General features: G+C 68.3%; 28 protein-coding genes. 6 read left to right on the top strand and 22 right to left on the bottom strand.

The genetic code is table 11. The annotated features are described in order from the left end of the window. Positions 1–142: 142 nt before the first annotated feature. Entirely contained in the window at positions 143–7,495 is a 7,353-nt protein-coding gene (locus Q9G87_RS50845; protein WP_305923902.1) for an FG-GAP-like repeat-containing protein, read from the top strand. A gap of 117 nt (positions 7,496–7,612) precedes the next feature. On the opposite strand, the gene Q9G87_RS50840 is transcribed toward Q9G87_RS50845, so the two are convergent. The 7 genes from Q9G87_RS50840 to Q9G87_RS50810 all read right to left on the bottom strand — a co-directional run bounded on the left by Q9G87_RS50840 (position 7,613) and on the right by Q9G87_RS50810 (position 12,831). After that, complete coding sequence (locus tag Q9G87_RS50840) at positions 7,613–8,716, bottom strand: hypothetical protein (protein WP_305923901.1); 1,104 nt, start codon at positions 8,714–8,716, stop codon at positions 7,613–7,615. 841 nt (positions 8,717–9,557) lie between these two features. Then, positions 9,558–9,893 carry a helix-turn-helix domain-containing protein gene (locus Q9G87_RS50835; RefSeq protein ID WP_305923900.1) on the bottom strand — a complete coding sequence of 112 codons (336 nt, stop codon included), beginning with the start codon at positions 9,891–9,893 and terminating at the stop codon, positions 9,558–9,560. Next, positions 9,890–11,020 (bottom strand): tyrosine-type recombinase/integrase, encoded by a 1,131-nt coding sequence (locus Q9G87_RS50830; protein WP_305923899.1) that lies wholly within the window; start codon positions 11,018–11,020, stop codon positions 9,890–9,892. Before Q9G87_RS50830 ends, Q9G87_RS50835 begins: the two co-directional genes overlap by 4 nt. Positions 11,021–11,079: 59 nt before the next feature. Continuing rightward, positions 11,080–11,574, bottom strand: coding sequence for a Mom family adenine methylcarbamoylation protein (locus Q9G87_RS50825; RefSeq protein ID WP_305923898.1), 495 nt, complete (start codon positions 11,572–11,574; stop codon positions 11,080–11,082). Next, positions 11,571–11,903, bottom strand: coding sequence for a hypothetical protein (locus Q9G87_RS50820; protein ID WP_305923897.1), 333 nt, complete (start codon positions 11,901–11,903; stop codon positions 11,571–11,573). Before Q9G87_RS50820 ends, Q9G87_RS50825 begins: the two co-directional genes overlap by 4 nt. Then, positions 11,900–12,217, bottom strand: a complete 318-nt coding sequence (locus Q9G87_RS50815) for a hypothetical protein (protein ID WP_305923896.1) — start codon at positions 12,215–12,217, stop codon at positions 11,900–11,902. Before Q9G87_RS50815 ends, Q9G87_RS50820 begins: the two co-directional genes overlap by 4 nt. Before the next feature lie 128 nt (positions 12,218–12,345). Beyond that, positions 12,346–12,831, bottom strand: coding sequence for a hypothetical protein (locus Q9G87_RS50810; protein ID WP_305923895.1), 486 nt, complete (start codon positions 12,829–12,831; stop codon positions 12,346–12,348). 146 nt (positions 12,832–12,977) lie between these two features. On the opposite strand from Q9G87_RS50810, the gene Q9G87_RS50805 reads away from it, so the two are divergent. The 5 genes from Q9G87_RS50805 to Q9G87_RS50785 all read left to right on the top strand — a co-directional run bounded on the left by Q9G87_RS50805 (position 12,978) and on the right by Q9G87_RS50785 (position 15,911). Then, on the top strand, positions 12,978–13,460 hold the full coding sequence (locus Q9G87_RS50805; RefSeq protein ID WP_305923894.1) for a hypothetical protein: 483 nt from the start codon (positions 12,978–12,980) through the stop codon (positions 13,458–13,460). A 111-nt stretch (positions 13,461–13,571) separates the two neighbouring features. Next, positions 13,572–13,742 carry a hypothetical protein gene (locus tag Q9G87_RS50800; RefSeq protein ID WP_305923893.1) on the top strand — a complete coding sequence of 57 codons (171 nt, stop codon included), beginning with the start codon at positions 13,572–13,574 and terminating at the stop codon, positions 13,740–13,742. 89 nt (positions 13,743–13,831) lie between these two features. Then, positions 13,832–14,734 carry an IS630 family transposase gene (locus Q9G87_RS50795; protein WP_305923892.1) on the top strand — a complete coding sequence of 301 codons (903 nt, stop codon included), beginning with the start codon at positions 13,832–13,834 and terminating at the stop codon, positions 14,732–14,734. After that, entirely contained in the window at positions 14,731–14,928 is a 198-nt protein-coding gene (locus Q9G87_RS50790; RefSeq protein WP_305923891.1) for a hypothetical protein, read from the top strand. The genes Q9G87_RS50795 and Q9G87_RS50790 overlap by 4 nt, the downstream gene beginning before the upstream one ends. A gap of 290 nt (positions 14,929–15,218) precedes the next feature. Next, the gene (locus tag Q9G87_RS50785; protein ID WP_305923890.1) at positions 15,219–15,911 is read left to right on the top strand and encodes a YncE family protein; all 693 of its coding nucleotides are present in this window, start codon (positions 15,219–15,221) and stop codon (positions 15,909–15,911) included. A gap of 135 nt (positions 15,912–16,046) precedes the next feature. On the opposite strand, the gene Q9G87_RS50780 is transcribed toward Q9G87_RS50785, so the two are convergent. The 15 genes from Q9G87_RS50780 to Q9G87_RS50710 all read right to left on the bottom strand — a co-directional run bounded on the left by Q9G87_RS50780 (position 16,047) and on the right by Q9G87_RS50710 (position 26,477). Beyond that, positions 16,047–16,421, bottom strand: coding sequence for a hypothetical protein (locus Q9G87_RS50780; protein WP_305923889.1), 375 nt, complete (start codon positions 16,419–16,421; stop codon positions 16,047–16,049). Between the two features lie 139 nt (positions 16,422–16,560). Continuing rightward, entirely contained in the window at positions 16,561–17,244 is a 684-nt protein-coding gene (locus tag Q9G87_RS50775) for a hypothetical protein (protein ID WP_305923888.1), read from the bottom strand. A gap of 152 nt (positions 17,245–17,396) precedes the next feature. Then, positions 17,397–17,747, bottom strand: a complete 351-nt coding sequence (locus Q9G87_RS50770; protein ID WP_305923887.1) for a hypothetical protein — start codon at positions 17,745–17,747, stop codon at positions 17,397–17,399. A 22-nt stretch (positions 17,748–17,769) separates the two neighbouring features. After that, complete coding sequence (locus tag Q9G87_RS50765; RefSeq protein ID WP_305923886.1) at positions 17,770–18,402, bottom strand: hypothetical protein; 633 nt, start codon at positions 18,400–18,402, stop codon at positions 17,770–17,772. 94 nt (positions 18,403–18,496) lie between these two features. Further along, positions 18,497–19,228, bottom strand: coding sequence for a protein phosphatase 2C domain-containing protein (locus Q9G87_RS50760; protein WP_305923885.1), 732 nt, complete (start codon positions 19,226–19,228; stop codon positions 18,497–18,499). A 90-nt stretch (positions 19,229–19,318) separates the two neighbouring features. Further along, positions 19,319–19,498 (bottom strand): hypothetical protein, encoded by a 180-nt coding sequence (locus tag Q9G87_RS50755; RefSeq protein WP_305923884.1) that lies wholly within the window; start codon positions 19,496–19,498, stop codon positions 19,319–19,321. 60 nt (positions 19,499–19,558) lie between these two features. Next, on the bottom strand, positions 19,559–20,536 hold the full coding sequence (locus tag Q9G87_RS50750) for a recombination directionality factor (protein ID WP_305923883.1): 978 nt from the start codon (positions 20,534–20,536) through the stop codon (positions 19,559–19,561). After that, positions 20,536–20,736 (bottom strand): hypothetical protein, encoded by a 201-nt coding sequence (locus Q9G87_RS50745; RefSeq protein WP_305923882.1) that lies wholly within the window; start codon positions 20,734–20,736, stop codon positions 20,536–20,538. The genes Q9G87_RS50750 and Q9G87_RS50745 overlap by 1 nt, the downstream gene beginning before the upstream one ends. Then, a complete protein-coding gene (locus tag Q9G87_RS50740; RefSeq protein WP_305923881.1) occupies positions 20,648–21,499 on the bottom strand; it encodes a hypothetical protein in 852 nt (283 codons plus the stop codon). Before Q9G87_RS50740 ends, Q9G87_RS50745 begins: the two co-directional genes overlap by 89 nt. Continuing rightward, a complete protein-coding gene (locus Q9G87_RS50735) occupies positions 21,496–21,852 on the bottom strand; it encodes a hypothetical protein (RefSeq protein WP_305923880.1) in 357 nt (118 codons plus the stop codon). The genes Q9G87_RS50740 and Q9G87_RS50735 overlap by 4 nt, the downstream gene beginning before the upstream one ends. 205 nt (positions 21,853–22,057) lie before the next feature. Beyond that, positions 22,058–23,197 (bottom strand): DUF932 domain-containing protein, encoded by a 1,140-nt coding sequence (locus Q9G87_RS50730; RefSeq protein ID WP_305923879.1) that lies wholly within the window; start codon positions 23,195–23,197, stop codon positions 22,058–22,060. A gap of 178 nt (positions 23,198–23,375) precedes the next feature. Continuing rightward, the gene (locus Q9G87_RS50725) at positions 23,376–23,939 is read right to left on the bottom strand and encodes a hypothetical protein (RefSeq protein ID WP_305923878.1); all 564 of its coding nucleotides are present in this window, start codon (positions 23,937–23,939) and stop codon (positions 23,376–23,378) included. Further along, on the bottom strand, positions 23,936–24,130 hold the full coding sequence (locus Q9G87_RS50720; protein ID WP_305923877.1) for a BldC family transcriptional regulator: 195 nt from the start codon (positions 24,128–24,130) through the stop codon (positions 23,936–23,938). The genes Q9G87_RS50725 and Q9G87_RS50720 overlap by 4 nt, the downstream gene beginning before the upstream one ends. Positions 24,131–24,220: 90 nt before the next feature. Further along, positions 24,221–24,562: a hypothetical protein gene (locus Q9G87_RS50715; RefSeq protein WP_305923876.1), complete on the bottom strand. Its 342-nt coding sequence runs from the start codon at positions 24,560–24,562 to the stop codon at positions 24,221–24,223. 85 nt (positions 24,563–24,647) lie between these two features. Beyond that, positions 24,648–26,477, bottom strand: coding sequence for a ParB/RepB/Spo0J family partition protein (locus Q9G87_RS50710; protein ID WP_305923875.1), 1,830 nt, complete (start codon positions 26,475–26,477; stop codon positions 24,648–24,650). Positions 26,478–26,613: the final 136 nt, after the last annotated feature.

The following is a 26,613-nucleotide window of genomic DNA, read 5'->3' as shown; positions in this document are numbered from 1 at the left end:
CCTTCCTCATGTTCCGTGGCGAGAAGAGGACAGCGTCTTTCCATCTTCGGGTTGTCCGGCAAAGCTGGGACTGGGTGAGCAGCCGCCACGCCAGCGGGCCGGGAGGTGGAGCATGCCGAGGAGGGTTCGGAGCATTCTGACCGTGTCCCTCGGCCTCCTCATGCTCACGCTTGCTCTCACCCCGGTGACGGAGCCCGTCGGCATATCGGGGCGAGGTCCGCGCGAAGCTGCGGCCTTGGGTACGGCAGAGCCGCCTGCCACGGTTGAGGGAGCCGCCGAGCAGGTTTCTCCCATCGGTTCCTTCACGTATTCGCTCCCCATCCGGGTGCCCGCCTTCCATGGGCTGGAGCCCAGCGTTGCCCTGGACTACGACTCGGCCCGGGGCAACGGTGAGGTCGGGGTTGGCTGGCGGCTACGCGCGGGCTCGTCGATCGTCCGATCTGGCGCCGGAGGCGCTCTGCCGCGCTATGACGACGGCGACATGTTCCTCCTCGATGGGCAGGAACTGGTGCGCTGCACGCCGGGCTGCGCCACAGGGGGAACACACGAGACGAGGGTGCAGTCACATGAGCGCTTCGTCTTCGACGGCGAAAGCTGGAGCAGATGGAGCCGCGACGGGGTTCGCATCCGCTACACGGCGCAACCCGACGGCCCAGGGGCTGAGGCGTTCCAGTGGTCTGTGGTCGACCAGACCGATCCGCACGGCAATGTGGTGCGCTTCGAATGGGACTGCCCGAACGAGTGCCTTGTGACGCTGATCACGTATGCGGCGCAGACCGAGAACTGCGGAGGAGCAGGTCAGGACCCCTGTAAGAGCGGCGCGGCAATACGGTTCCACTATGAGCTCCGACCCGACGTCGTCTCCTACCCGACCGGGCGGGCCACGCGCCAGATCCGGCAGCGGCTGCGCACTATCGAGGTGCGCATGGACGATGAGCTCGTCGCTGCCCACAGGCTCGGCTACGAGATCAGCCCGACCACCGGCAACTCACTGCTTCGCACCGTCCAGCACTTTCCTTCCGACGCCACGGTCTCGGCGGACGGTGTGGTGACTGCCGGGAGCACACCGCCGCTTCCGCCGATCACGTTCACCACGGGGAGCGCCGGCCAGCCGGCCCCGAAGTGGACAGCGGGCACGATTCCGGCGGCGACGACCCTCAGCACCCTGCCTGGCGCCGCATCCTATCCGGAGACGTCGTCGACCCTGCCTGGCAACATCCGCAAGGTGCCACCGGATTTCGGCCCGGAAGACCTGCGGACCAGCCCGATCTACGGTGACTTCGACGGCGACTATCGCATGGACGCCGCATCCTGGCTGGTTCTCCTGTCGGGTTGCTCCACCGTCCACGTCAGGCTGGCGGCCCATACTTCGGCGGACACGGTGAAGACACCCGGTGCCGGTTGTGAACCGGGCGGGATCGTCACCGATCTCAACGGCGACGGAGCCGATGACCTGGTCACCCTGACGAAGACCGGCGCGGTCCGGCGGCTTCTGTCCGACCGGGACGGCACCTTCACCGAGCAGCCGCCGGGCACTGACCCGCCGTGGACCGGCGAGGACGTTCCTCGCCGGTGCGCCGCCGGCGACGTCAACGCCGACCACCTGGGGGACATCGTCTGTCTCTACGGGACGGCGACGACCGGGCAACGAGTGGGCATCATGCGCTCCGCTCCGGACGGCGGCTACGGGACCACTGACGCTCCGCTTCCGGCGCAGGTACCCTCGCTCACCTTCGCGGCGCTCGCGCTGGGCGATGTGGACAACAGCCGCACCAGCGACGTGATGCTGGCCTTCAGCTCGCCAGGGTTGTCCGGGCCTTTCGTATTGCTCACCGGCTTCACCGGTGCCGACGGGGCCGTGGGTTCGTGGGAGGCGACCCCGACCACATGGAGCACGTTCCCCGGAGTCAACGCCTGGGATCTTGTTCCAGCCGACGTCGACGGCGATGCCCGCGCGGACTATGTGCTGGTGGATGAGCAGGCGGTCCTCGTCGGGCTCTCGAGGAAGGGGGCGGCCCCCCCTGTCGTTCCGCTCGCGCAGGTAACTCCCGCAGGTAAGAACGTGGTCGTCGCGGACGCGGACGGGGACGGGCGTGCCGACCTGCTGACCGGCGAGCCCCCTCGGGTGCAGAGATCGAACGGCGATGGCACCTTCGCCGAGGCCAAGGAGGTGTCCGCGACGCCGGTGGCGTCCTGCGCCACGACTCAGGGCTGCGTCACCTCGGCCGCCGACGCCAACGGGGACGGCCAGGCGGATCTGCTGTTCGCAACGGTCGAGCTCCAGGCCGGCAGGCCGTCCAGCTTCAAGCTGCGAGTGCAACCGTCTCCCGTGGCCCCGCCCGCGCACCATCGCTGGTCGTCGTTCGACCACAACGGCGACGGCCGGCAGGACTTGTTCGCCGTGCACTATCGCAACCCCGGCTACCAGCTGTACGTGCTCACGGCGAAGCCAGGTGGCGGCTACCAGCCGGAGATCCCTTTCTCGATCCTTCCCGAGGTGAACGGACCGGCGCTGGACAACCCAGACGCGGGCGGATGGCTGGCCATGGACGTCACCGGCGCCCAGGGTGCTCCTGACGGCCGCAGCGACCTCGTGCTCGCGGACCGTGCCAGTGACGCCCTTCAGATCGTCACGCTGGTGGCCACAGACTCCGGCTGGGTGGTCCAGTCCTGCACCGGGACGGCCTGTCTGACGGGCAACGACGTGCCTGACGCCACCGACCTCCGGGCATGGCGTCCAGGGCGCCTCGACGGCGATGACAGGGCGGATCTGGTCAGATTCGTGCCGCTCGGCTCGGGGGTGCGTGTGGAGTACCTGCTCGCCCGCGCCGATGGCTGGTCGGCGGGGCGCCACGACTACTTCACCTCCGGCACGGCCTCGGACGGCGGCCCGTTGACACGCACCGACACACGGACCTTCCGCACCGCGGATCTCAACCGGGACGGCCGGGACGACTTCGTGCATGTGGAAACGGGCGGCACCGCGACCGCGCCGCGCTACATCATCCGCTCACTGCTGTCCGCCGGTGCGGCCACCTGGCACGAGGAACAACACCGCAGGCTGCGGTCACTGGCCTCCGCCGCTGCGCATGGGCTGCGTGCCATCGACCTGGACGGCGACGGTGTCACCGATCTCGGCCGGAGCGAGCTGTGGAACGGGTGCCTTGTGGTAACCGGGTTCCTCCGCCAGGGCGAGGAGTGGACCAGCGTGGACAGCGTGCCCGCTGCAGCGCCATGCCAGCCGGCCGCCGGATTAGCGGACCTCGGCAACGTCCGCCTCGACGATGTGAACGGCGACGGCCGCACGGACGCTCTCCACCTCTCCCGAATGGGGCTCGGTGCATCGGCCACGACGGAGGTGACCACGCTGCTGAATCCCGGTGATCTCAACCGGCCCTGGCGACGGCCCGCGAACGAACCCTCGCTGGCCGTAGCCGGCCCGGACGCCTGGGCCTGGCAACAGCTCGACGCGGATTCCGACGGATCCGGCGACCTGGTCCGCGCGGAGCCGGGAATCCTGCGAACTCTCCGCTTCGGCTCCGGCGCCGACCGTCTCACCAGCCTGGACAACGGCCAGGGAGCCGCCACGTCGGTGACCTACGAGGCGGTTCCGGGAGCCCGGTCCTACCTACCGGCCGGCATGCTGCCGGTGGTGGTCAAGAGCATCACCGTCACCGATGGCGCATATGTACCGCCGATGCGGGCCGAGGTCCGCTTCACCTATGACGGTGCGCGCTGGTCGCAGGCGCGGCGGCAGTTCGCAGGCTTCACCGAGATCCGGGCTTCCCGACCGGAGGCGACGACGGTAATCGCCAGCGAGATCGGCGACGCATGCGGCACCCGCGCGGCGAGCGTGAGGGTCGAACATCCGGATGGTGGTGTGATGAGGAAGGTCACCACCACCTACGACCCCCCAGGCGCCGCTGCGCCCTACGTATGCCGTCCGAGCTCTATCACCACCGCACGATGCGAACGATCCACGGCCTGTCTGGAGAAGACGGACACCTATACCTACGACGCATACGGCAACGCCGAACTGGTGGAACAGTCGAGCGGCCCCATCAAGCGACGCATCCGAGCCAGGGTGCGCCCGAACGTCGCCGACTACATCGTCAACCGGCCATACGAGCGGACGATCTTAGTGCCTGACCCCGCAGCACCCTCGGGCTGGATGACCAAGGCGCAGAGCCTGCTCGGCTATGACGAGCACAACTGGCAGCTTCCGCCGGGACAGCACGACGACCTGACCTCTGTAACCGAGATCAGCGATCTGGGGAAGGGAGAGGAGAACACGACCACCTACGGCTACGACGTCGTCGGCAACGCCCTCTGGCGCCGGAGCCCGACCGGCGTGACTGCGTGGGCGAATTTCGACCCGAAACGCTCGCTGTTCCAGACGCAAACCTGTGACGCGCACGCCTGCGCCACGAGCAAGTGGGACGAAAGCCTCGGTGTGATCACCACGGCCGTCGACGCCAATAACCAGACGACCCAGTTCGATCACGACGCCTACGGGCGGCCCACCCTCGTGACGAACCCGGACGGCGGCACCGTGGCAACCCGCTATCTCAACCTGGGCACGGTCTCTGGCCCGGACACGGCACGTCAGCGGATCCGCACCGAGGTCAGCGACGGCAGCCCGGACGATGGTATCCACTGGCGCGAAGATCTCTTCGACGGGCTGGGCCGAACCTATCGAACCCGCGCCGAGGGTGTCATCCCCGACCCTGAGGCATCCTTGATCACCGAGACGAGATACGCCGGGCCTTCCGACAGGGCGGCCGCCACCGCCGCGCCCAGGAGAGCGGACGAACCCGCTCGATGGACCACCCTCACCTACGACTCCCTGCATCGCCCCCTACGGATAACTCATCCGGGTTCGCCCGCGAGCGGTCTGTCCCGCTCCTACACAGTCGGCACCGTGGAAGAGCGCGACGAGGCCGAGCGCCTGCTCGTCTGGAAGCACGACGGCTTCGGCCGCACGGTCACCGTGGACGAACGCGTGCGACCGTGCCCAGACTGCGAGGCAGAGGTCCAGCGCACGGCCTACACCTACGACGAATCCGACCGGCTGCTCACGATCACCAACGCGGCCGGCATGGTCACCACCATCGCCCGGGACGACGCCGGTCGCGAGATCTCCATGACCGATCCCGACCGGGGAAACCGAACGATGACCTGGTATCCGGACGGGAGCCTCAAGACGCAGACCGACGCCAACGGCCTCCACGAGTGGACCTACGACACCCTGGGCCGCCCGCAGGCCCGCACCGACACGCATCCGATCACCGGTACGGCTAAGGCCAGCTGGGCCTACGACACCGACCCCGCGACCGGCCAACCCCAGGGATTCAGCATGCACCGGCCGACCCTGACCACCTACATCACGGGCAACGTCGTCAGCGGTTCCGACCGGTTCTGGTACGACAAGATGGGACGGGTGCAGCGCGACCGGCATTGTGTGGACACGGTCTGCCAGGAGATGTGGTACGGCTACGATCGGGCGGGCCGCCTGGATTATCTCCACTACCCGGTGCCGGGCAACCCCGACGGCGAGCTCGTGAAGCACACCTACGACCCGGCTGGACGGCTGAGGTCCGTCGGCGGGTATGTCACGGGAATCGAGCACGACGCCGGTGGAGCGACAACCCATCAGACCTATGGCAACGGCCTGCATGAACAGCGCGTCTACAACCCTGACCGGGGATGGCTGGACAGCCAGTCACTGGCCAAGGACCCTAGCCAGAAGCAGCTCATCTACAGCGCGACCTACCAGCACGGCGTGGACGCGAGAGTCATCGGCGCGCAGACCATGAATCCGAGTCTCGGCGGGCCGCCTGTCACCTTTGAGACGTTCCACTACGACGACCTCGGCCGCCTCGACAGCTACACCACAAACGACCCGTCCTCCCTGCTCCCGCAGAAGTTCACCTATGACGCGCTCGGCCGCATCACGGCCTCCCCGAACGGAGGCACGCACCACTACGACGACCCTCGCCATCCGCATGCGGTCACCTCGACATCTGCAGGCCATATCCGCGCCTACGACGAGGCAGGCAACCTGCGCCTCCTGTCCAATCCCGGAGGAAAGCAAACGGCCATCGAGTGGATGCCGCTCGGCATGCCGCAGACCATCACCACCGCCTCCGCCACGACGACGATGGCCTACAACGCCGACAACCAGCGGGTCCGCCGCACCACCCCCGCAGATACGACCTACTACCTGAGCCGCTACCTCGAGCAGTCAGGCACCGGTCTGACCCGCTACTACTGGGCCGGTGACGAACTCGTCGCCCGGCGCGATCCGAGCGGGAAGGTCACCTACCCCCTCCAGGACCGCCTGGGCTCGGTCCGCCTGGTGACCGACAGCACCGGTGCTGTGGCCGCGCGGTACAACTACCACCCTTACGGCGCCGAGCACCCCGGCAACCGGGCGGACGACACGAGCCGGCGATGGCTCGGCCAGCACAGCGAGGAGGAGAACGGGCTGATCTACCTCAGCGCCCGGTTCTACGACCCCGAGCTTGGCTCCTTCACCGCACCCGACAGCGTTGTAGCTGATGTGAACCGTCCCCAAGCCCTCAACCGCTACCTCTATGGCGAGGGTGATCCTGTCAATACCATCGACCCTTCCGGTCACGTTCCCATCCGGGTGGAGCTGAAAAAGGAGCAGGACGCGCGCAGCATGATCACCTCCCAGTGGATGTACATGCATAGCGACGGGTGCGGCGACTACTTCGTGCAGTGCTACCGAGCCACCCCGGGCTCGTTCGCCCCCACGAGTTGGCCGGGGGAGAGGGCAACCTACGCCGCTGGCAGCGTCAGCGCCAAGGACTGCACCAGCTGCATCATGGAGGACAACAACATCGCCGCCGTCTCGTCAGATCCCAGCGAGTGGCAGTCATGGCCTGGCCAATTGTCAGATCCACCACTTATTGAGGCGAAAGGCCAGGTGATCGAGATGGACCCAATCGAGATCCAAGGAAAAATCACCAAGGCACCGGATCAGGCAGAAGCGGCCACCAATAATCGCACCAAGCATGCGAATCCTTCGAAATTCAACCCTGAGGCCTTCCTGTGGGCAAGTGGGACTCTCCCGCTTATCCATTTTGGGCCAGCGGAGATTGAAACAGAGGTCATCGTTATTGCTGGCATAAACACTGAAGGGCCTTACTATGGGGCTATTGTTGCTGGTGGCGGAGGAGTGAAAGGAGGAGGGGTTCACGGTACTGCCTTCTACGGAGTAGAGACGATAGCTCAATACAGCTGGTTCGGGCCAGGCTTCACGAGTGAAGACACACATATTGTTCTAGCGGAGGTTAGTGGCGCGGGATTCGTTGGCGGCCTTTACGGCCAAAATCTGACATCAGCCGGGAGCGGCGTGTATCTCGGAGGAGAGCGTGACGATGTTGCTGCTGGTGTCGGCTTCAACTTTGACTGGATTCAAATGGTGGGACAGTTCGCATCCCTGAGGACGTCTGTCTGGCCGCACTGAGACTGACCCGACGTCGGGCCAAGCCGGAAGTTGGACGAGATAATCGGGGGGCAAGGATCGGGCGGCTGTGGGACCGCGAGCATCAGGCGCGGGTCACAGCCGAATCTTGCCCCGTGACTACCGCCCGCGCAGCCCCACGTACGAACTGCGGTCCGCGCCGACGGCTTTGGACCAGCTCGACGCCCTGGACAGGGATAGCCCGAGCTGTTCGGCCAGAAGCGCAGGGGGAAGTTGCGAGGCCAGCGCGGCCAGAGCACCGTTTCGGGCCTCAAGTACCCGGCTCAGCCCCACCTGCTGGATGCGCTGTGCCAGCCGTTCCGACGACAGCGGGTGATCTGCTCCCTGACTGCTGGGGAAAAGCCACCTTGAGCCGCGGCGGCGGGCGGCGTCCACAATCTGCAGGGCCAGGCCGGCCAGCGGTTCGCGCAGGCGGACGGGAGTGTCGGAAAGAGCCAGGGTGACCCGCCCGTCATCCTCGAGGGTGACGGCGTTCACGTCAAGCCGGACCAGGCGAGAGACCCGCTGACCGAACAGCAGGACCAGCACAGCGGCAAGACGTGCCGGTGGATCTTTCGTCTCCACGCGCAAAAGTCGCTGCACGAGCTCGAGGCGTTCGACGTCGTCCATTGACGCGCGAAGATCCCGGCTGTTCGCGCGCGGGACGTCCAGGCCAGATGCCATGTAGCCGTGATCGACGGCCCACCTGACGAAAGCACGCAGTTCCGCCCGTCGGCCGGGCAGCTCCATCACCCACGCGTCCAACTGGGACTGGCATACTTGCGCCAGCGTCATGCCTTGAGCGATCACCGCGGTGGCGAACCTCGCCGCCATCTTGACCCGCCGTAAGGGCCAGCTCGCCAGCTCGGGCGTGACAATGGCTCCGTCGCTCACCTTGCGCTGCAATGGGTGAGTCACCGCCCAACGGATATAGCGGCGGACAACAAGCTGGGCCTGCGGCGGCACGGAGGCGAGCAGGAGCTCGACACGTTCGTGGTAGCTGTTGAGCGACGTCTCGCGCCGCGGCCCGACGTCGCTGGCGATGCATCGGCGGCATCGGTTCCCGCGTAAGGGGCGGGCAAAGCGGTCGCAGTCGCTGCACTGGTAGCCGAAGCGCAGGCCGGCGCACGGCGGGCAGGTCGCCGGCGCTCCGGCAGGGGAGACGTTAGGCCGGTTTTTCTGGCAGGAGGAGCACGGCACAGGGCTGGCCAGGGTGACCTCCACGCATGGCCAGCAGACCGGGCCAGCTAGCCAGCGAAGAGCCACCAGCGCCACCTGCCCGCAGCCCGTACATGGCTGTTCCTGAGCACGCCAGCAGGATGCGCACTGCGGGCTGCCCTGCGCATCGCGCGTCTGGTGCATCCCCTCGCGGCCGCATCCACCGCAGGTAAGCCGAGCCTGGCGACGCGGGTTGCAAGAGTGGCACAGCGGCAACCCGGAGGACGTCCTGGCGACGATGCGCCTCGTGCGGCCGCAGTCGGCGCACGCTGCCTGGTACGTGGCCGACCAGCACCGCCCACATCGGGCTGAGCCGTCGGAGGCTCGGGCGATGACTGGCCCGGTGCGCCCGCACCCACCGCACGTCACCGGCGTTCTTCGCTTGGCGCCGCAGTTCGAGCAGAGATAGCCTTCACCGCTCGTGGAGTGTGGCTGCCGCAGCTGGCCGCAGCCCTCACAGATGATCTTCTCGCGCCGGTTGCGGGCGCACCACTTACACAGGTGCCGTCCCTGCTCGTCGCGGCCCCCCGGTTGCCGCCGCGCACCGCATCCCGCGCACTCGATCGCGGGCCGCAATGCCGTCCAGCACGCGCCGCAGAGCGCGGGCTGACTTGCGCGGTTGACCTGGGCCTTGACGAGGCCGCACCTGGTGCAGGTGACCTGGTTGCGCACCCCCCAGCAGCGGCTGCACACCGCTCCCTGGTCGACGTTCTTGGCAGGACGGCGCTTCTCGCCGCAGTCGGCGCATGTGATCAGCGGCCGGGATCGGTCGTAGCAGGAGCCGCACAGGCCCTTTGCCGTGATCTTCTTGGTCTGTCCGCAGTCGCCGCACGGTCCGTCCACCGGGCTACCTCCGGTCGAAGAACGACTTCGGCACCGCCGTCGGCGGCAGCGACGCCGTATCGCCGACCACCTGCTTGCGGGCGGGCCTCTTCCTGGGGCGCTGCTGCGCAGCGTCCACCGGCACGGCCAGATCAGTCAACCCACAGCCCAGAATGTCGCACAGCGCCAGCAGCAGCGGGATGGTCACCCGCTCCGGGGTCTCGGCGACCAGACGATAGACCTGCGATCGTGACAGTTCGATGCCCCGCTCGGCGAGGGGAGCGATCAGGTCGGTGGTGCGGAACATCTGCCGCATCGCCATCAGCTCGCGCAGCTTCCACTCAAAGGCCGGCCCGCTCACCGCGCTCCTCCCGCAGGATTGTGGTCATCCCAGCTCATGCCGAGACTGTCGTATAGCACCCGGTCCTTGAAATCGTCGGACAAGGCCGTGTAGACGGCCGTGGTCGCCACGTGTGTATGCCCCAACTGATCTTGCACCAGAGCCATCGGCCAGCCCATCTCGAAACTGGTAGAGGTATACGAGTGGCGCAGGCAGTGCGGGTTGAGGTAGTTCGGTAAGCCCGCCTCGTCCCGGATCGCCGCGAAACGCAGGTTGATCTGCCGAGGGGTGATCCGCCTCAGCCGTTCCGTCGGGAACAGCACCTTGCTCTCCACCTCCGGATAGCAGGCGGACCGCACCCGTTCCACCCAGTCCTGAACGGCTTGGGCCGCCCAGGGGAAGGCGGTCAGGACACTGCGCCGGCGCGGCGGCCCTCCAGGGAAGCTCTTGGCGTTGCGCACCACCAGCACGCCGTACTGCCCGAACTGCGGGCTCTTGGCGTTCCGGCGGAAGTCGTCCACGTCCAGGCAGGCGGTCTCGGTCCGCCGGGTGCCCCAGCCGAGCATCGTCAAGAACATGACCGCGTCGCGGTGGGCCGTCGCAGCACCTTTGCGATGCAGCCGCGCGGCGGTTTCTGCGCGGGCGTTCACGGTACTGAAGAAGGTGTCCAGTTCAGCCCTGGCCAGAGGGCGGTTGGCTTCTGGACGGCCCTCGTAGTCGCCCTTATGCCGGATCAGGTTCAGATCATGCGTCACCTGCGCCGGCACCATACCGAACAGCCGCTCGCACACCTCGCCCCACCGGTAGCGAGGATCGGCGATGAACGCACAGAACGCGACGATCGCGTTCTGGTAGCCCCGTAAGGTGGCCTTCGTGCGCCCCTGGCGCAGGTGAGCGGCACTCCAGGCGTCGAAGTGGCTCGGCAGCCACTCCCAGGGCCAGGCGTCGGAGGAAGCACGCAATTGCCGGACCAGTCGCTCGCGGCCCCGTCGCGTGTCCACCGCCAGCCCTCGTGCCGCCTGCTGGCGATCGAACTCCTCCAGCATCGCCTCGAACACGGCTTGCGGCAGATTCAGGTGAACGAGGGACGCCTCCAGGAATGCCGCCGCTCCCAGCGGGGTCTGCAGTGCCCGCCGGGCACGCTCCATCGTTAACGACGAAGGGGTTCGGCCCATGGACCGCATCATTGTCGCGTCGCATGCAACCGTCAAGCGGCTTCCTCAGCGATGGGCCGGGACTTACTCTGTCTACCTCGGCTCTCATTGAGATCAGAACGGGACGACAAGTTGTTGCAGGCGGCGCAACACCGCCCACTCTCGCCGTTGAGCGGCACGTCGTCCAGGAGCACGAACCGGCCGAGCACAAGACTCTGCGCCCCCACCTCCAGCCCGGGGAAGGCGTTGGTGAGGCTGGCGTTGCTGGTCGGGTAGGACAGCGCGGCCACCCCGACGAGCCGCGGCTGACCGGGCTCGGCGTGGTCGAACATGCCCATCTGATGGATCACGGCAGGCCACGAGCCGCTGTAGTGGTGGCGCACCACGAACTCCTTGGCGGGCTTGCGGTCGATCAGTTCGACGCTGTAGCGGTCCGCCTCGAACACGCACCGCTGCAGCTGCCAGGAGAACGCGCGGTCTCGCCAGCGCTGGCCACGCTCAGTGGAGAAGGGCGTGAGCTCCAGGACCTGCTGGACGTAGCGGGTCACGTGTAAGCCCCCATCTGCCCGGCCTGGTGCAGTTCGTGGGCCAAGGCCTTCAACTGCTCCGAACTCAGCAGCTCGTAGACGGGTACGACGCCCTCAACTTCCTGAGGGTGGTACCGGACGTAGATGTGGCCGCCGTCGGTTCGGTAGGTGGAGGTGCCGCCGTTGACCCGGCCGTAGGCGATGGCGTTGTTCAGCTCGTGCACCACGGCGCACGCCGCCGGGCTGGCAAAGGTGTGCCTGTTCAAGACCTGACGGCGGTGGCCGCCCTCGATGAAGAAGATCCGGCCATCGGTGTCGTGCTGGTAGTGGATCGACTGCGTATCGGTCATCGGGCGCCCTGCCCGGGTGCGCTCAGCTGATCAAGAGCCGCCTGGATGGCGGACTCGATCGTGTCGTAGCGCGGGCCGGTAGAAACCTTGCCGGTCAGCCACTCACCGCGCGGGTAGAAGCCGCTCTCGCGGAGCGCCTTGCACACCTGGCCGTACTTGCCGTCGAGGGTGCAGAACTCGGCATGGATGACGTCGCGGTTGTAGACGGAGAAGAGCGGGCTGGGAAGGAAGCGGAGCACCCCCAGATCTTGGTCCGTGAGCGGCTGAGCCGAGTCACGCAGTGTCGTGGGCAGGTGCTCGGAAAGAGACAGCATCGAGGTCCTTTCAACAGTGCCAGGGGCAAAAGGGCTCGCCAGCGCCGAGGGCGCCGCCGAGGTCGAGCGTGGTAAGCGGGTGGCCAGGGGAACCGGTAAGGCGGTGCCGCGTGGGGTGAGCTTCGGGGTCACCCCGCTCGGGCCCACATCGTCCAAAAGCCAGGCCTGCGCTTCTCCGGCCCGACGTGGGGAGCGGCAACGTAGAACTCCTCCCGCGTGGGCAGGTCAGGGCTGCGCCGGCCGCTCTTGCCCCAGGTGCGGCCGGTCTTGTCCTTGATGCCGGCCAGACAGGCCGCGCGGTGGTTGCCCGCCTCGGCCAGGGGATACCAGCCGCACCGCAGATCGGTATCGTGCTCTTGGTCCTTAGCGATCCTTTTGGCCTCGCGCACCTCGGACCCGATCAGGTGCAGGGAGCGGCGGCCGCGGGTCACCCGCTGCTCGCGCACCTCATCCAACGGGGTGCCCTTCAGGACCTGGTCACCTACCGGCCCCTGCTGGAACGCCTGGGCCGCTGGCCGATCTTCGCGCGCGGGCTGGCCATATACGACCTCGGCCGGTGGATCCTCCCGGGCCGAGAGGCGGCCCGCCCAGCACCAAGCTGCATAGTGGACCATGGACGCGCAATGCCGAAGAGCACCGGGCCAACGGGTAATTGTGCGCTGCTTATGCGAGGCATCAGGGCGACTCTGCGAGGACAGGGAACCGTGCTCCCCGCAGATCGGGGAGGTCCCCACGCGCCCACTACTCAGAAAAGGGCAGCATGCAATCTCATAAGCTGATCGCCGGATTAGCCCTAGCCGTGGGCCTGGTAGCGCCGCTGGCTGTGACCGCGAGCCCGGCCGCCGCCATGGCCACGTCGTGCCGTGTGGAGCTTTTCGACATCGACTCGTTGAACGCCGCGGAACGGGACGGGCGCGATGAGCTCCGCTTCCTGGTCGGCGGGAACCTGTTCCCCAGGTTCAACGACAACTACTTCCCGATGGTGACCGGCGGCGACGGAGACCCCGCCGACTTCGAGTTCCCGACCACGATCGTCGGAACCGTCGGCAGCGTGGGCTTCGACCTGCGCGAGGTCACGCCCCCAGCCGCTGGCACGGGCGTCAGCCTGGGCGTGGCGATCGCGAACGGCCTCACGTGCTTTGGGCTGGCCAGGGGCGGGGTGGCCATCGAGGAGACTTTCGTCGACGGGACCGATGAGACCTTCTACTCCTACCAGGTCAGGCTCAAGCTGACCGGGCTATAGGTCAATCCGATTTCCGGCCTCGCCGCGCGTCGGCGAGGCCTTCGGTATCTGTCACTTCCGTAAGAAGGGGCGGGGTCAGCCGGCGTCCGGCGCCGCGGTGCCGACCGGGTCGTGTTCGTTGTCACGCAGCAGCTGCTGCATGCGGGCCAACCGCAGGCGCATCTCGGCCAGGACGGCTTCGTGCTGGGTGATGGCTTCGTGCTGGCGGGCCAGCAAGCGATGACGGTGGATGGCGCGGCAGGCGGCGGCGCGGCGAAGCTGGTCGAGGTCGGAACGCTCTAGTGGCTCGTCTCTGAACGTTGACCCGGTAATTGATCTCGGACAGTGAAACCGTCAGGCTGACTGCCTCTGCAACTCTTGGGGAGGTGGTCGTGGCTCGCCGACCGGATGTGTTCGTCCGGCCCTTGTCGATGGAGGAGGGCCGCAAACTACAGCGCATCACCCGGACCGCCAAGGACCCGGTCAAGCTACGGCGGGCGATCGTGGTGATGATGTCCGGCCAGGGCCAAAGCGTGCCGGACACCACCTCATTGCTGCAGGTCAGCGAGGACTACGTGCGCGATGTCATCCACGCCTTCAACGAGCGGGGGTTCGACGCGCTGGACCCAAAATGGAGCGGGGGCCGTCCACCGGCGATCAATGAGCAGACGCGCGAGCACATCTGCCTCATCGCCCGCACGGTCCCCGCCGAGTGGGGCATCAGCGGCCACTCCACCTGGAGCCTGCGCACCCTAGCCGACCACCTGGCCGACCGTGGAGTCGTCACCTCGATCAGCCGCCAGCACCTGTCGCGCATCCTGCGGGCCGGGAAGGTGACCTGGCAGAGCACCACCACATGGAAGGCCTCCAACGATCCGCAGTTCATCGCGAAGATGCAGCGCGTGCTGGAGTTATACGACCAACCTCCGGCCGATGGGCGGGTGATCTGCGTCGATGAGTTCGGGCCGCTGAATCTGATGCCACGCCCGGGCAAACGCTGGCGGCCTGCCGGAAGCCCGGCCCGGCTGCGGGCTACCTACAACCGCTACTTCGGCGTCATGCACATGATTGCCGCGCTGGATCTGGCCACCGGCAAGCTCTACTACCGCATCCGCCAGCGCAAGCGGTGGCGGGAGTTCTTGTCCTTCCTCAAGACGCTGCGCGCCCGCTGGCCCGGCGAGACGCTCTACGTGATCATGGACAACTACTCGCCGCACAAGCACCCCGAGGTCCGCTCCTGGGCCGCCGACAACGACATCGAGCTGGTGTTCCTGCCCACTACGGCTCGTGGTTGAACTGGATCGAGTCCGAGTTCGCCGCACTGCGCTACTACGCCCTCAACGGCACCGACCACCGCACCCACGACGAGCAGAACGCGGCGATCGGTGCCTACGTCCGCTGGCACAACGCACGCGCGCAACCGAAGACCAGCTTCGCCGCCAGCTCACCCATCCGAAGCTGGACCAGTTACCCGTCCAAGGTTGCGTGACGGGCCACTAGGCACACGTCACCAGCGGTTGGGGTCAACGCCCATCCTTCCCCGATTGACCACTATGCCGTCAATCCGATGAAGGGGCCAATTATCGGTTACGACCACCAACACGGCGCGCCGCTGTGCCGAGCGCTCCGCCCTGCGTGCGTAGAACGGAACCCTGGTCATCGTCGCTGTGGGGGTAACCCGTGTTTACACATTTGATCGCAAACGCCAGGGCGAATCGCCATGCCGGAGTGCAGGACCGGTCTCGTTGGCGCGGGTCGTGGTCTCGTGTTCGGCCGATCGTGGCTGCGGCAGCCATCGCAGTCGGCCTGGCCACGCTGATACCGCTGACGGGGGTACCCGCCCCAGCGGTCGCTCAGGTCCGGCAGTTCGCCTACGTGGCCAACAGCGGCTCGGGTACCGTGTCGGTGATCAACACCGCGACCAACACCGTCATCGACACCATCCCCGTCGGCGCCCAGCCCGCCGCGGTGGCGATCACTCCCAACGGCACCCGCGCCTACGTAGCCAACTTCAACTCGAGTAACGTGTCGATGATCAACACTGCGACCAACACGGTCATCGACACCATCCCCGTCGGCGCGCTGCCCTTCGGGGTGGCGATCACTCCCAACGGCACCCGCGCCTACGTAGCCAACTTCGGCTCGAATAACGTGTCGATGATCGATACCGCGACCAATACCGTCATCGGCGCCCCCATCACCGTCGGCAACCGTCCCGTCGGAGTGGCCATCGCGCGCCTCTTCAACGGCGTCCTACCTGGCCCGCCTGGCCGACGACCTGGCATCAAGGTCAAGCGGCCCGTGGGCTCGCAGAGCCACAGCCACAGCCACAGCCACAGCCACGAAAGCCAGAGTCAGAGCCGGCGTCACAGTGAGCGGGGAACTCAGACTCAATACCAGGACAACAAGGTGCTCGCTGCTGTCGACCAACGTTCGCACCCCCGCTCCAAGGCAGGCAACCCGGGCCGGTGAGCGCCCATGCATGTGCGTCAACATAGGCTCTCCATCCGGTCGGCGGGATGAGCCCCAAGCTAGATGCATTGCCGCAGGCCACAGAGCAGCCAGCTTTACGGGTCCACCGGCTGAGATCAATTACCGGGTCAACGTTCAGAGACGGGCCACTAGCCAGTACAAGGCCAGCGCGGCCACGACGGTGGCCACCTGGTTGGCGATGCGGCGGGGGACCGGTGCGTGGTGGTGGCGGCTGCAGGCATCTCGCCGCCAGACGACGCCAAGCCCAAGTTCGCGCGGAGCGCGGGCGCCTTCGCGGGCCCGGGCCGCGTCGATGACGTTGGAGTCGACCAGGCGGGTGGTGCGGTGGATCACCGGCCGGTCGGGGCGTTGACGGCCAGAGCGGGCCTCGGCAGGCAGCTCGCCGCCATAGTGGATGACCAGGCGGGTGGTGCCGGGGTCGATGTCGTCAAGGTCGAAGGCGGGCTCCAGGGTGAACGTGCCGCCACCTTGGAGCTGCTGACGTGGCACGCCAGCGTGCCGGTGGCCGGGTTGGGACGGGCCCGTACGCGTAGCTTGCCGACGGGGCCGGCGTCCAGCACCACGGCGTCGACCGGGACGTGATTGATGGCGAGGTCCATGGGACGGGACTCCTTGCCAGGGTGGATGGCTAGAACAGCGGGTCCGGGAGCGGCGGCCGCTGCTTGGTCGTGCTCGGCCGCGCGGCGGCTGGTGTGGTGGGGCGAGCGGTCATGGAGCGGCGCCTGCCAGCATCGCCCGGCAGGCCGCTGAGGCCGAGGCCCGCGTATCGGCACTGCACGGGCTCGCCGTGGTGGCGGCCGGAGCATTCGATCGTCCCGAGCTTGCGGTCCTCGATCGTGAGTTTGCGCCGAAGACCTGTCGCGAGATCGTCGATGCTGCGGCCTTCCAGCTCCTCGTGGTGTTTGTGCATGTCAGCGAACATCACCTGGTCGGGGAACGCTTTCGCCCAGGTGCGCAGGTAGAGGCCGGCGGCGTAGGAGGTCAACGGCGCGATGAGGCTGGCGTGACAGCACGCGCAGCATGCTTCGGCTGCGGTGCCGGGCCGGGTGTCCTGGCCGGCGGTGACCCGGTCCAGCAGCTCGCGACAGTGCGCCCGGTAGACGAACTCCGTGCTGATGAGGACGCGGGTGGGCTTGAGCAGCGGCCAGCTGTGAAAGAGCGTGTCCGCCGCAGCGGGGTGCCGCTCTGCTGCGGCTGCTATCTCCTCTTCCGCCCAGCCCATCTGCTGAAGGGCGCTGTCGAGCTCGCTGGTGGTGACCTTGAGGATGTCGGACAAGGTCGCGATCGTGGCCGTGGCGGCCGTCGTCGTCATGCGATTCGCCTGCCTGGGATTCGAGGTCGGTTCGGGGTGGGGGTGGAAAGGACAGAGCCGGTCGCGCGAGGCGCGACCGGCTCTGGGGGACGAGGCAGGGTTGTGGGGGTGGGGTTATGGGATGGGGCCGCTATCTCGACGCCCCAGGGATCTCACTCCTCGGTCTTGCGCAGGCAGACCAGCGGAATGCCGTCTACGGTCAGGGGCTCGTCAGTAGGGTCTTGACGTCTTCTCGCCCGTACCGTGCTGCGGTCGTAGGGGTTGTCGAGAGCGACTCTTGCGCAGCGCGTCTTTCGGATCGTCTCGATGGTGACGATTCGTCCTCGCATGCCCTTCAAGTAGGCGGGCTTGATGCTGTGAATCTCCACGACATCGCCCTCCTTGAGCGCGGCCGCCGCAATGGCCTTGACGACTTCGCGGCGCTGTTGGATGGCGAGGATGAGCTGGTCGAGGGTGCCCTCGTCGGCCTGGCTGACGAAGGTCATGACGTCGGTGACGGTCACGCTCATCGTGAGGGTGCCCCTTTCAGGTCAGCGGAAGGTTCATGAGCAGAGCGCGGGTGAAGTCCAAAACCGACGGGTCACCCTTGGTGACCAGCCGGATCGACAGCGGTTCGATGCCGGACAGGGCGACGCCGAGCAGCACGTCGCGGTGCTCGCGCACATCACCCCAGCGCAGCCGGTAGTCCTCCTGCCGAAACACCGCGGCGTAGACCGGGGACGCGCTCGCGCCTGCCCGCGCCTCGTGGTCGTCGGAGTTGGCCCATAGCCGGCAGTCGCAGTCCGGCTGGCCGCAGCGTTCGGCCTCCAGGTCGCGGCGCGTGCTGCGGTAGCTGGTCATCCGGCCGTTCAACAGCGGGCACGCCTCGATCGCGTACCGGGCGCAATCGGAGGGATGGAGCGCGGGCTCGGCGGAGTAGCCGCGGGTGAAGTCCGCGGGCCGCAGCAGAAGCGTGTACTTGCCGCCGGCTCTTCTCGACAGCGGCTGACCGCAGCCGCCGCAGCCTCTGCCGGCCAGCAGGTTGTTGACGCGCCCGGGGTGGTTGATGCCGAACAGTGGCGGCCGCCGGTCGTTGGTGTGCCGGGCAGCCACCTGCGGAAGGGCTAGGCCGCCGTGGACGGGGCAACCGGCCATGCGCTTGGGAATGCGGGGGCTCATGCGTCGAGCCCGTCGAACATGATCGTCCGGTAGACGGGGCCGGCGTGGCTGCGGTCACCGCCGGTCGTGGCGGGTGTGTTCATGGCGTGCGCCCTCATCGCTGACTGCCCTCCCGGTGGTGGTCAAGCAGGTCGATGACGGCGACGGTGATGTTGTCGCGGCCGCGACAGCTTTCGGCCAGCCAGAGCAGCTGTGCCAGCGCGTATCCGCCTTCCTGGTGGATGCCGGCTAGGTCAGCCAAGCGGTCGGTCATCGCGGCCATGTGGTCGGGCCGATCGCGCGACAGATGCCCGGTCAGGCCGTCGGTGGCCACGATCAGGCGGACGAAATGCCCGATGTCGACGGTGCGGGAGTGCGGCCACAGCCCGCTGTGCCGCTGCGAGACGTTGCACGGGGTCGTCGTGGGGTGGCAGGACGGGACGGTCAGCCCCACCACCTCGCCGGTCGGGGTGATGCCCCAGACGGGCGAGTTCCCGGCCCAGGCCAGGCTGATGCCGCTGAACCGGTTGATGGCCACGACCGTGGCGGTGCTCACGCCCTCCTGGCCGGGAGGGACGGGGTGATTGCGGTCGTCGACGTACTGCTTGGCCGCGCGCAACGCCTCGACCGGGTTGCCGGTCGAGGACGCCACCGCGGCGGCGATCTGGGCGGTGATCTGTGCGCACTCGGCGGCGTCGGGATGGTCGCCTTCGCCGTCCGCAACAGCAAGGGCCATCGAGGGGCCGCCGTCGCAGATGTGGAGGTAGTCGGCGTTGCGGCTGCGGCCGCCGGCGATGCTGTCGTAGTAGAGCACGGCCAGTTCACCGGGAGGACTGTGAGCGATCATCGATTCTCCTCGAGGAACGAAAAGCCCCGGACTCCGCGTTGGCGGTCCGGGGACGGCTGGGATGGGAACGGCCCGTTGACGGGCGGTTGATCACTCTTGTGGAGTGGGGCCGGAGGGGTCCTCGTCGCCGAGGACGGCGTCCATGACGTCGGCGCCCGGGTCGGCGTGGACCTGCTGGCACAGGGCGGCGAAGTCCTTCAGCTGTGCGAGGCTGGCGCGCCGCATCGTGGTCGTGGTCTTGTCGAAGAAGGCTTCGTGCAGGTCGCTCATGCCGCCCTGCCACAGGGTGAGGATGCGCTGCCGCCACCACTCGGCGTCCTGCTCGTCGTCCTATCCCACCTCTTCGGCGTGGCTGATCGGGTCGGTCGGTGTGGAGGAGGGAGCCTTCACCGGCTGGGAGGCGGTCTGCGCGTCGTTCTGGTCGCCGGCGCCGTGCGGGACTTGCTTTTGGTCGGCGCTGAGGGCGGCGCCGAGTGCGTTGAGCACAGTGCGCAGCTGCTGGGTGAGGTGCCCGGCCTGGCTTGCCTGCCGCCAGATCGCGCGCACCTGCTCGGGTGAGGTGGCGGCCACGGCCTGGGCGATGTAGTCGGAGGTGTGGTTGTCGGTGGTGAGCTCGGGCGCGCTGCTGGTGGCCACGGCGGATCGCTCGGGGACGGTGCCGGTCATCACCTGGCGGGGGGAGATGCCCTCCACGCGTAGGCGAGGCACGGGGAAGGTCACCGGCTTGCCGTTCTCGAGGGTGCTGCCTTTGGTGACCATCAGCCAGGCGTCGACGTAGTCGCCGATCTTCTCGATCATGGCGGCCCGGTTGGGGAGGTCCTCGGCGGCGTTCAGCCCTTCGGTGACCAGCAGCCAGGTGCCCAGGCTCGGCACGTCCTGCAGCAGCACCGACAGTCGGGTCTTGACGGTGCAGCGCAGGTGGCCTTCGGCCTTGCACAGGCATGGCCGGCTGGACTTGTGCTCGATCGTGGCGCCGTCGCAGCGGCGCACACAGTACGGGCCGTCCCAGAGCTCCAGCCACTGGGTGAGCGGCGCGCGGGGCAGCAGCACGGGGATCTCTTCGGCGTCGGTGATGACCTGCCACTTGTCCATGCCGCGGGTCATCTCGACGACGGTGCCGCCGTACAGGTCGGCGGCGGCCTCGATCATCGCCTTCGAGGGTGAGCTGAAGCGGAAGGTGAACAGCTTCGTCGGGCGCACTCCGCCGTTCTTGGCCGGCACGCTGTCGCCGAGGCGGATGTGGCCGTCGGGCCAGTAGGCGCGTTGCCGGCGGCGGATGCTCGCGAAGACGGCGGGGTCGACCGGCATCAGGCGGCGTCCTTTCTGGTGGGTGGCTGGATGGGCTTGTAGCCGCGCAGGTCGCGGGTGTGCAGGTAGTGGGTGACCGGCTGCAGCCCGCGGAAGGCGGCGAACGCCTGCTCATCGGCGGGCAGCGGGATGAACCCGTAGCCGGTGGTGCGCAGGTTGAGCACCGCGGCGCCGGCGAAGTCGCGGGGTGGGGACTTCATGGCTGGCGTCGTGGTGCTCGGCTGTGCCGTATCGGCACTCGGGCGGGCAGACCAGCGCGACCGGCGCCCGCCGCAGCGCGGCCAGTTGCAGCGGGTAGTCCTCCCACACCGTGGAGGCCGGGTGTTTGAGGGACGTCTTGATGTCCACCAGCCACAGCCCGGACGGGGTAGGCAGTGGGTCGGCGGGCACCTTGTGCGGCCGGTAGCGGGGCACCAGCGGCGAGGTCGGGGCGTCGAACCGCAACCAGACCCACAGGTCGCTGGTGCCGGCGTAGCCGAACTCGCGGTGCAGCATGGTGCACTCGGCGGCGGCGACGTCGCGGTCGATGTCGATCCCGAAGTCGGCCAGCCACTGGCGGTAGGAGCCGACGAACGGCTCGGCGTCAGGATCGGGGGCGATCGGCGCGCCACCGAGGTTGATGGCGTGGGCTTGGCGGTGGATGCGGCTGCCGAGTTCGCGGCGTTTCTCCCACTCCTGTTTGTAGGTGGCCTTGGCCTGGCGGACGAACTCGGTCAGCTCGTCGGGGTCGGCGGCCGCACGGATCGCTGCTGGCAGGTTTTCGGCGAACCATTCGGCAGTGACTTTGGCGGCTGCCGGCGGGAGTGCGTCGATGGCGAGCTGGTTGAGCACGTTGGTGACCGATACGAGCAGGCGTCCGGGGTGGGCCGGGTCGTCGTAGTAGCGGCCGTGGGAGGTGGCCACGGCGTGCTGCGGCGCGTAGTCCGCCTCGTCCAATTGGGCCGGGCGGCCGTGGGCGCTCATCGCGGCTGGGGCCGGCGCGCGGCAGCCACGGGCTCGGGCAGCGGCGCGCCGTACACCGGCTGTCCGTCGACCAGGACGCGCAGCCGGTCGGCGGCGTCCTGGTCGCGGGTGTAGAGGTCGACGACGATGCCGCCGTCGACCGCCTGGTGGATGTAGCCGGTGACCTGGTCGGCGTGGACGCGGGCGATGGGCCAGCCGATGCTGCTTTCCATCATCTCCGCCTCGATCGCCTCGACATCGACGATGCTGCGGCCGGTCAGGATCATGATGTCGCTGATGGCCTGCAGGGTGTCGCCGCCCCAGTCGCCGTGGTCGCTCAGCAGCCGGTGGTAGATGGCTTCGAGCGCCTGCACGTCAGACAGGGGCCCGCCGGTTGGCGAGGCTGTTGAGGGCTGAGACGTGGTCGAGCTGGGACGTGGGGCCGGGATGGGCAGGTCGGACAGGCACACCACGAGCGCCTCCCTTTCTGGAACGGGGGGACAAGGGGGAATGCGAAAAGAGTGCGGCCTGGCGGGGCGGCCGGGCCGCGCCCCGGTGGCGAGGACGGGCGGGGCGGGGTCAGCGGCCGGTGGCGGCCAGCTGCATCGCGCGCAGCGCCTGGCTCTCCATCTCATACGCCGTGTCGGCGTTGGGCAGCGTCTGGGCGACGCTGGTGATGGCGTGCATGACGCCGCCCGCCGTCAGGTCGGCTCCCTTGATGAAGTGGGCGAGGATCTGCTCCTGGTGCTCTTCGCCGAAGGTCAACTTCTTGGCCACCAGCTCGATGGTCCGGCTGGGGTCGGCGATCTGAGTGCGGGCCAGGCCGGTCAGCTCCTGCAGCTTGGCCCGGACGTAGTCGATGTCCAGGAAGGTGGTCACCGCGTCGCGGGTCTGGGCGGTGATCAGCTCCAGGTTCTTCTTGGCGGTGTCGTCGCTCCAGCGCACGACGCCTTCCTCCATGCGTGCGCCGAGGTGCACATGCCGTGGTGCGTCGGCGGTGATGGTCATGCCGTTGCGGCAGACCTGGACGACCAGGCGGGGGATGAGCGTGAAGGCTCCGCAGCCGGTCTCGCTGTTGGACAGCAGGAACCCGGCGAACACGATCGGGTTGTCGGCACCAGCAGCGCCGGTGACCGGACTGCGGTAGTCGCGCAGCAGGTCGGGGGCCAGGGCGCGGACCTGCTCGCACACCACCCGCACGTACATGCGGCGCTCGGTCAGGTCGCAGCCGTCGATCTGGACCTCGACGCCGGCCTGGTGCACGCCTTTCAGCGCGGCCGTCAGCACATCGAGGTTGTCGATGATGCGGTAGCTGTCACTCAAGAACGCCCGGGCGATGCCTTCGCCGCCGCCGGTGTGCAGGCCACGCAGCAGGAAACGGCGGCCGGCGGTCTCCATCCAGCCGTTGACGTTGGCGTCGTACAGGGCCGGCTTCTCGGCGCGCAGGCGGCGCAGGTACTGCTGCGGGATGCCCAGCTTTCCGGCCAGGCCCTGGTCGCACACCTGCGTCGGCAGGTACAGGCCGGCGGTGCTGGTGACGCCGTTCGGTGACAGCAGCGGCTGGGTGCCGACGAGCTGCAGCCGGGTGCCGACGGCGCGGATCTGGTCGCTGTGGACCACGACGTCGACCTTGTGTGCCTGCTGGTGGCGCAGCAGGTCCACCAGGTCCTCTAGGCGAGCGTTGCGGGTGGTCAGCGCGACCGGGGATGCGGAGGACATGCCAAAGACCCCTTTTCAGGACGGCAGGGATACGACAGGGATGCGGAGGCCCCGGCCGCCTGGCAGGCGGCCGGGGCCGGAAAACAAAGACCGTGGGGCGATGCCCGAGCTCGGAGCAGGGGCTCGCTGCGGCCGGTGGCCGGTGAAACGTCAGCGAAGGGGAGGAGCGTGCTGGCCGTCACGAGGCGGCGGACAGGGCGTCCAGGAACTCCTCCTCGTTCGGCAGCTGGTCCAGCGGCCAGCCGGTGACCAGGGCCGCCGGACAGTGATCGCGCGGGCCGTTTTCCGTCACGAAGCGGCCGCGGTTGTGCGGCTGGGGCTGCTGGCCCCGGTACACCTCGAAGACCATGCTGTCGAGGTCGACCACGTACCCCCACTCGCAGTGCGAGTTGGCGGGCAAGTCGCCGGCATCCACGATGACGCCCGCCTCCAGGATCGCCTCCGGCTCACCCTGGGTCCGCCAGAGCAGCTCCCACCAGTGACGGCCTGGTGCGGTGGAGGACAACGTGTCGGTGTACGTGCCCAGCCGCTCGATGTCGTCCTGCGTGGGCGAGCTGTCCGGGCTGACCACCCGCACGGCGGCGACCCGCTGCCGGAGCACCTGCGGTGCCTGCATGGCGGTGCGCAGCCACGCCAGCACGCCCAGGCCGACACCGGCCGGGTAGGAGTCGTCGTGGGTGTAGGAGATCTTCTCGACCTTGTCGGCGACGAAGCCGACGAATCCGCGCGCCCCCATGGTCACTGGCCCGCCGAGTCGGTGCCGGCCAGCAGCGAGCGCACCTCGGTCTCGCGGTAGCGGCGGTGGCCGCCGAGGGTGCGAATCGAGGTGAGCTTGCCGGCCTGGGCCCAGCGGGTGACGGTCTTGGGGTCGACGCGGAACATCGTCGCCACCTCGGCCGGGGTCAACACCGGCTCGGTTTCTGGAGCGGTCATGTCAGATCCTTCGATGAGGTGATGGGACACAAACGGGGAATTCGAGGGCGGCTCGGCGATTCCGGCGGAATCGCCGTGGGCTGCCGGTCCTCACCCGGCGGCGCGCTGGGCCGGCGGGTACGGCGGCCGCGGATGACCGGCCAGCAAGGCCTCGGCAAAGCGGCGCAGCGCCGGGTCGCCGATCTGGCTGGGGCTGGTGTAGGTGCCCGCCCAGTCGCCGGCGCCGCTGGAGTCGTGGACGGCGCCGATGTGGTCCAGCTGGACGACGCAGCCGCAGCCGCCGGAGCAGCGGGCCAGCCGATGGATCGTCCAGGTCGGCTGGTGGCCGCTGTCGGGGTTGGGCAGGCACTTGCGGCAGTCGGTGTGGCCGTCCTCGGCATGCTGGGTGTCGAGGCGTTCCACGATCTTGAGCAGGTATTCGGACGGTGCCATGCGTGCACCTCGGTGAACGAGTCGCACCCCGGGACGAGGGCGTCCCGGGGTGCGACGGCGGACAGGCAGGACCAGGGGAAGGGCATCAGGCCGCCATCGGGTCGGTAGCCGACTCCTCGGCGGCGCCGAAGTAGGCCGGGACCTCGACGCCCGGCTCGGACGGGTCCCGCCCCAGGAAGGTGTCGTGTGCGGACTCGTCCAGCACGTCGGCGATGCTGCCCGCATCGTCGCCGCCGCCCTCTCCGGCATCCTCGGCCTCGGCGTCTTCGGCCAGAGCTTCGCGCTCGTCAGGCTCGTCGCCGGCCGGGTCAGCCGGAGGCTCCGCCTCTTCCTGCGGGTCGGGGGAGATGCTGTCCTCCTCGGGGGTGTCACCGCGGTAGGCGGTGCCCTCGATCAGCGCCCGCTCGATGGGCGCCGGGTCGTACGCCTTGTCCGCGAGCTCCGGCCCCAGCTCCTGGACCACAAAACGCAGCCACAGCGCGGCATCGCTGGTCGAGCAGGGGCTGTAGCGGCCCTCCCGCCAGGTGTTCTTGCACTCGGCTGAGGCCTCGCTCATCTGGTGCTCGAACGCGGCAGCGATCGGCAGGAGCTGGAGCATCGCCAGCCTGCCGGGTGAGGCGGACGCCAGGGCGGCGTCCAGGTCGGCGGGCCCGCCGAGCTTGGTGTACAGCGTCGTGTGCTTGACGCGGCCGAGCTCGTCGCGCAGCGCCTGCGGCATGGCATTGAGTATCCGGGTGACGAATCGCTGGACCGGCTTCGGTGCGCTCTTGCGGGCCAGAAATCCGGCCAGCCACTCCTGGCGGACCGTGGCGGCCGCCATCCATGCCCGGTTCCCCTGCACGACGATCTTGCGGGAGGGGCCGTCATCCTTCGCCTTGGTGGCGGGCAGCGTGATGGTCGGGGGCGGGGCGTAGCCGTGCCGTTCGGGAGTGCTGCAGTACAGCTCCGCCTGCTCCTGCCGCCAGGAGTAGAAGAACGCCCCGCGTCCGGGGCAGTCGGTGTGCTGCTCGGGGTCGAATCCCTCCACTCTGCTGGCCAGGCGGCTCAGCCGGACGGCGCCGGGCGGCTCATCCTCGGTCACGGGGATGCCGGCCGCCTCAAGGTCGGCCAGGGCCTGAGCGTGCGCGGCCGCCTCCTGCCGATCTCTGCGCACGCGTTCGATGGCGTGCCGGCCGGAGTGCCCCCAACGGGAGATGAGCGAATCGATCTGGGTCAGCGCCTCTGCATCGCCGTCGAACTCCTCCAGCAGAGCCAGTTCGTCGAGCGTCCAGGTGTACTCCATGGCCCGGGCGCTGCGGCGGGTGGGCTCGGAAAGCTTGCCCGCGGTGATGGCCTGGGCGACCTCCTCGCGGGTGCGGCCGGTCTTCTTGCGGATTTCGGTCCGGGTGGCGCCCAGCTGGTGGGCCAGGAACAGGGCACGGGATTGCTCGAAGGGGGTCAGACCGCGGCGGAACTCATCGTCGTTCTCCACGACCTGGTCGACGAGCAGGCTCGCCCGGTCTTCGGCCTTGGTCAGGTCGATCAGGCACAGCAGCGTCGGCAGGTTGATCATGAGGGAGCCGGCCAGCCGCCGGTTGCCCTTGACCACCCACCACAGGTGCTCTTCTTCTCCCTCGCCGCGCTGGTAGTCGGCCGGGATGGGGATCACGGTCACCGGGACCTGCTGCTCGGACTTGAGTGAGGCGCAGAAGCTCTGGGTGAGGTGGTAGTCCTCGCGCACGTTGTCGGGGAAGTGACCGAGGTGACGCACCGGGATGTTCGCCAGGCGAAAGTTCTCGGGCGGCTCGAGACCGACACCGGGTTCACGTTCGACATCAGGTTCGTGTTTGATGCTGGCGGCCGGCGCGGTGCCGACGGCTCCAGGGGCGGGCTCGGGAGTGGTAGCGGGATCGTTGACCGCCGATGTGATGGACATGCGAGTGGTGGCTCCTTCCGAAGCGGGGCGAGGCCAGAAGAGGTCCCGCCGCCCGCGTCGTACGCAGCGCGGAGGCGGTTGCGCGCGTCGGGCGTGCGACGGCGTGTGCGCGGGCGGCGGAAGACGAAGGTGAGGG

The sequence above is a fragment of the Nonomuraea turcica genome, assembly GCF_030718205.1.
Taxonomy (GTDB): domain Bacteria; phylum Actinomycetota; class Actinomycetes; order Streptosporangiales; family Streptosporangiaceae; genus Nonomuraea.
Note: the sequence above shows the minus strand (reverse complement) of the source record. Positions and strands in the feature narration are given on the sequence as shown.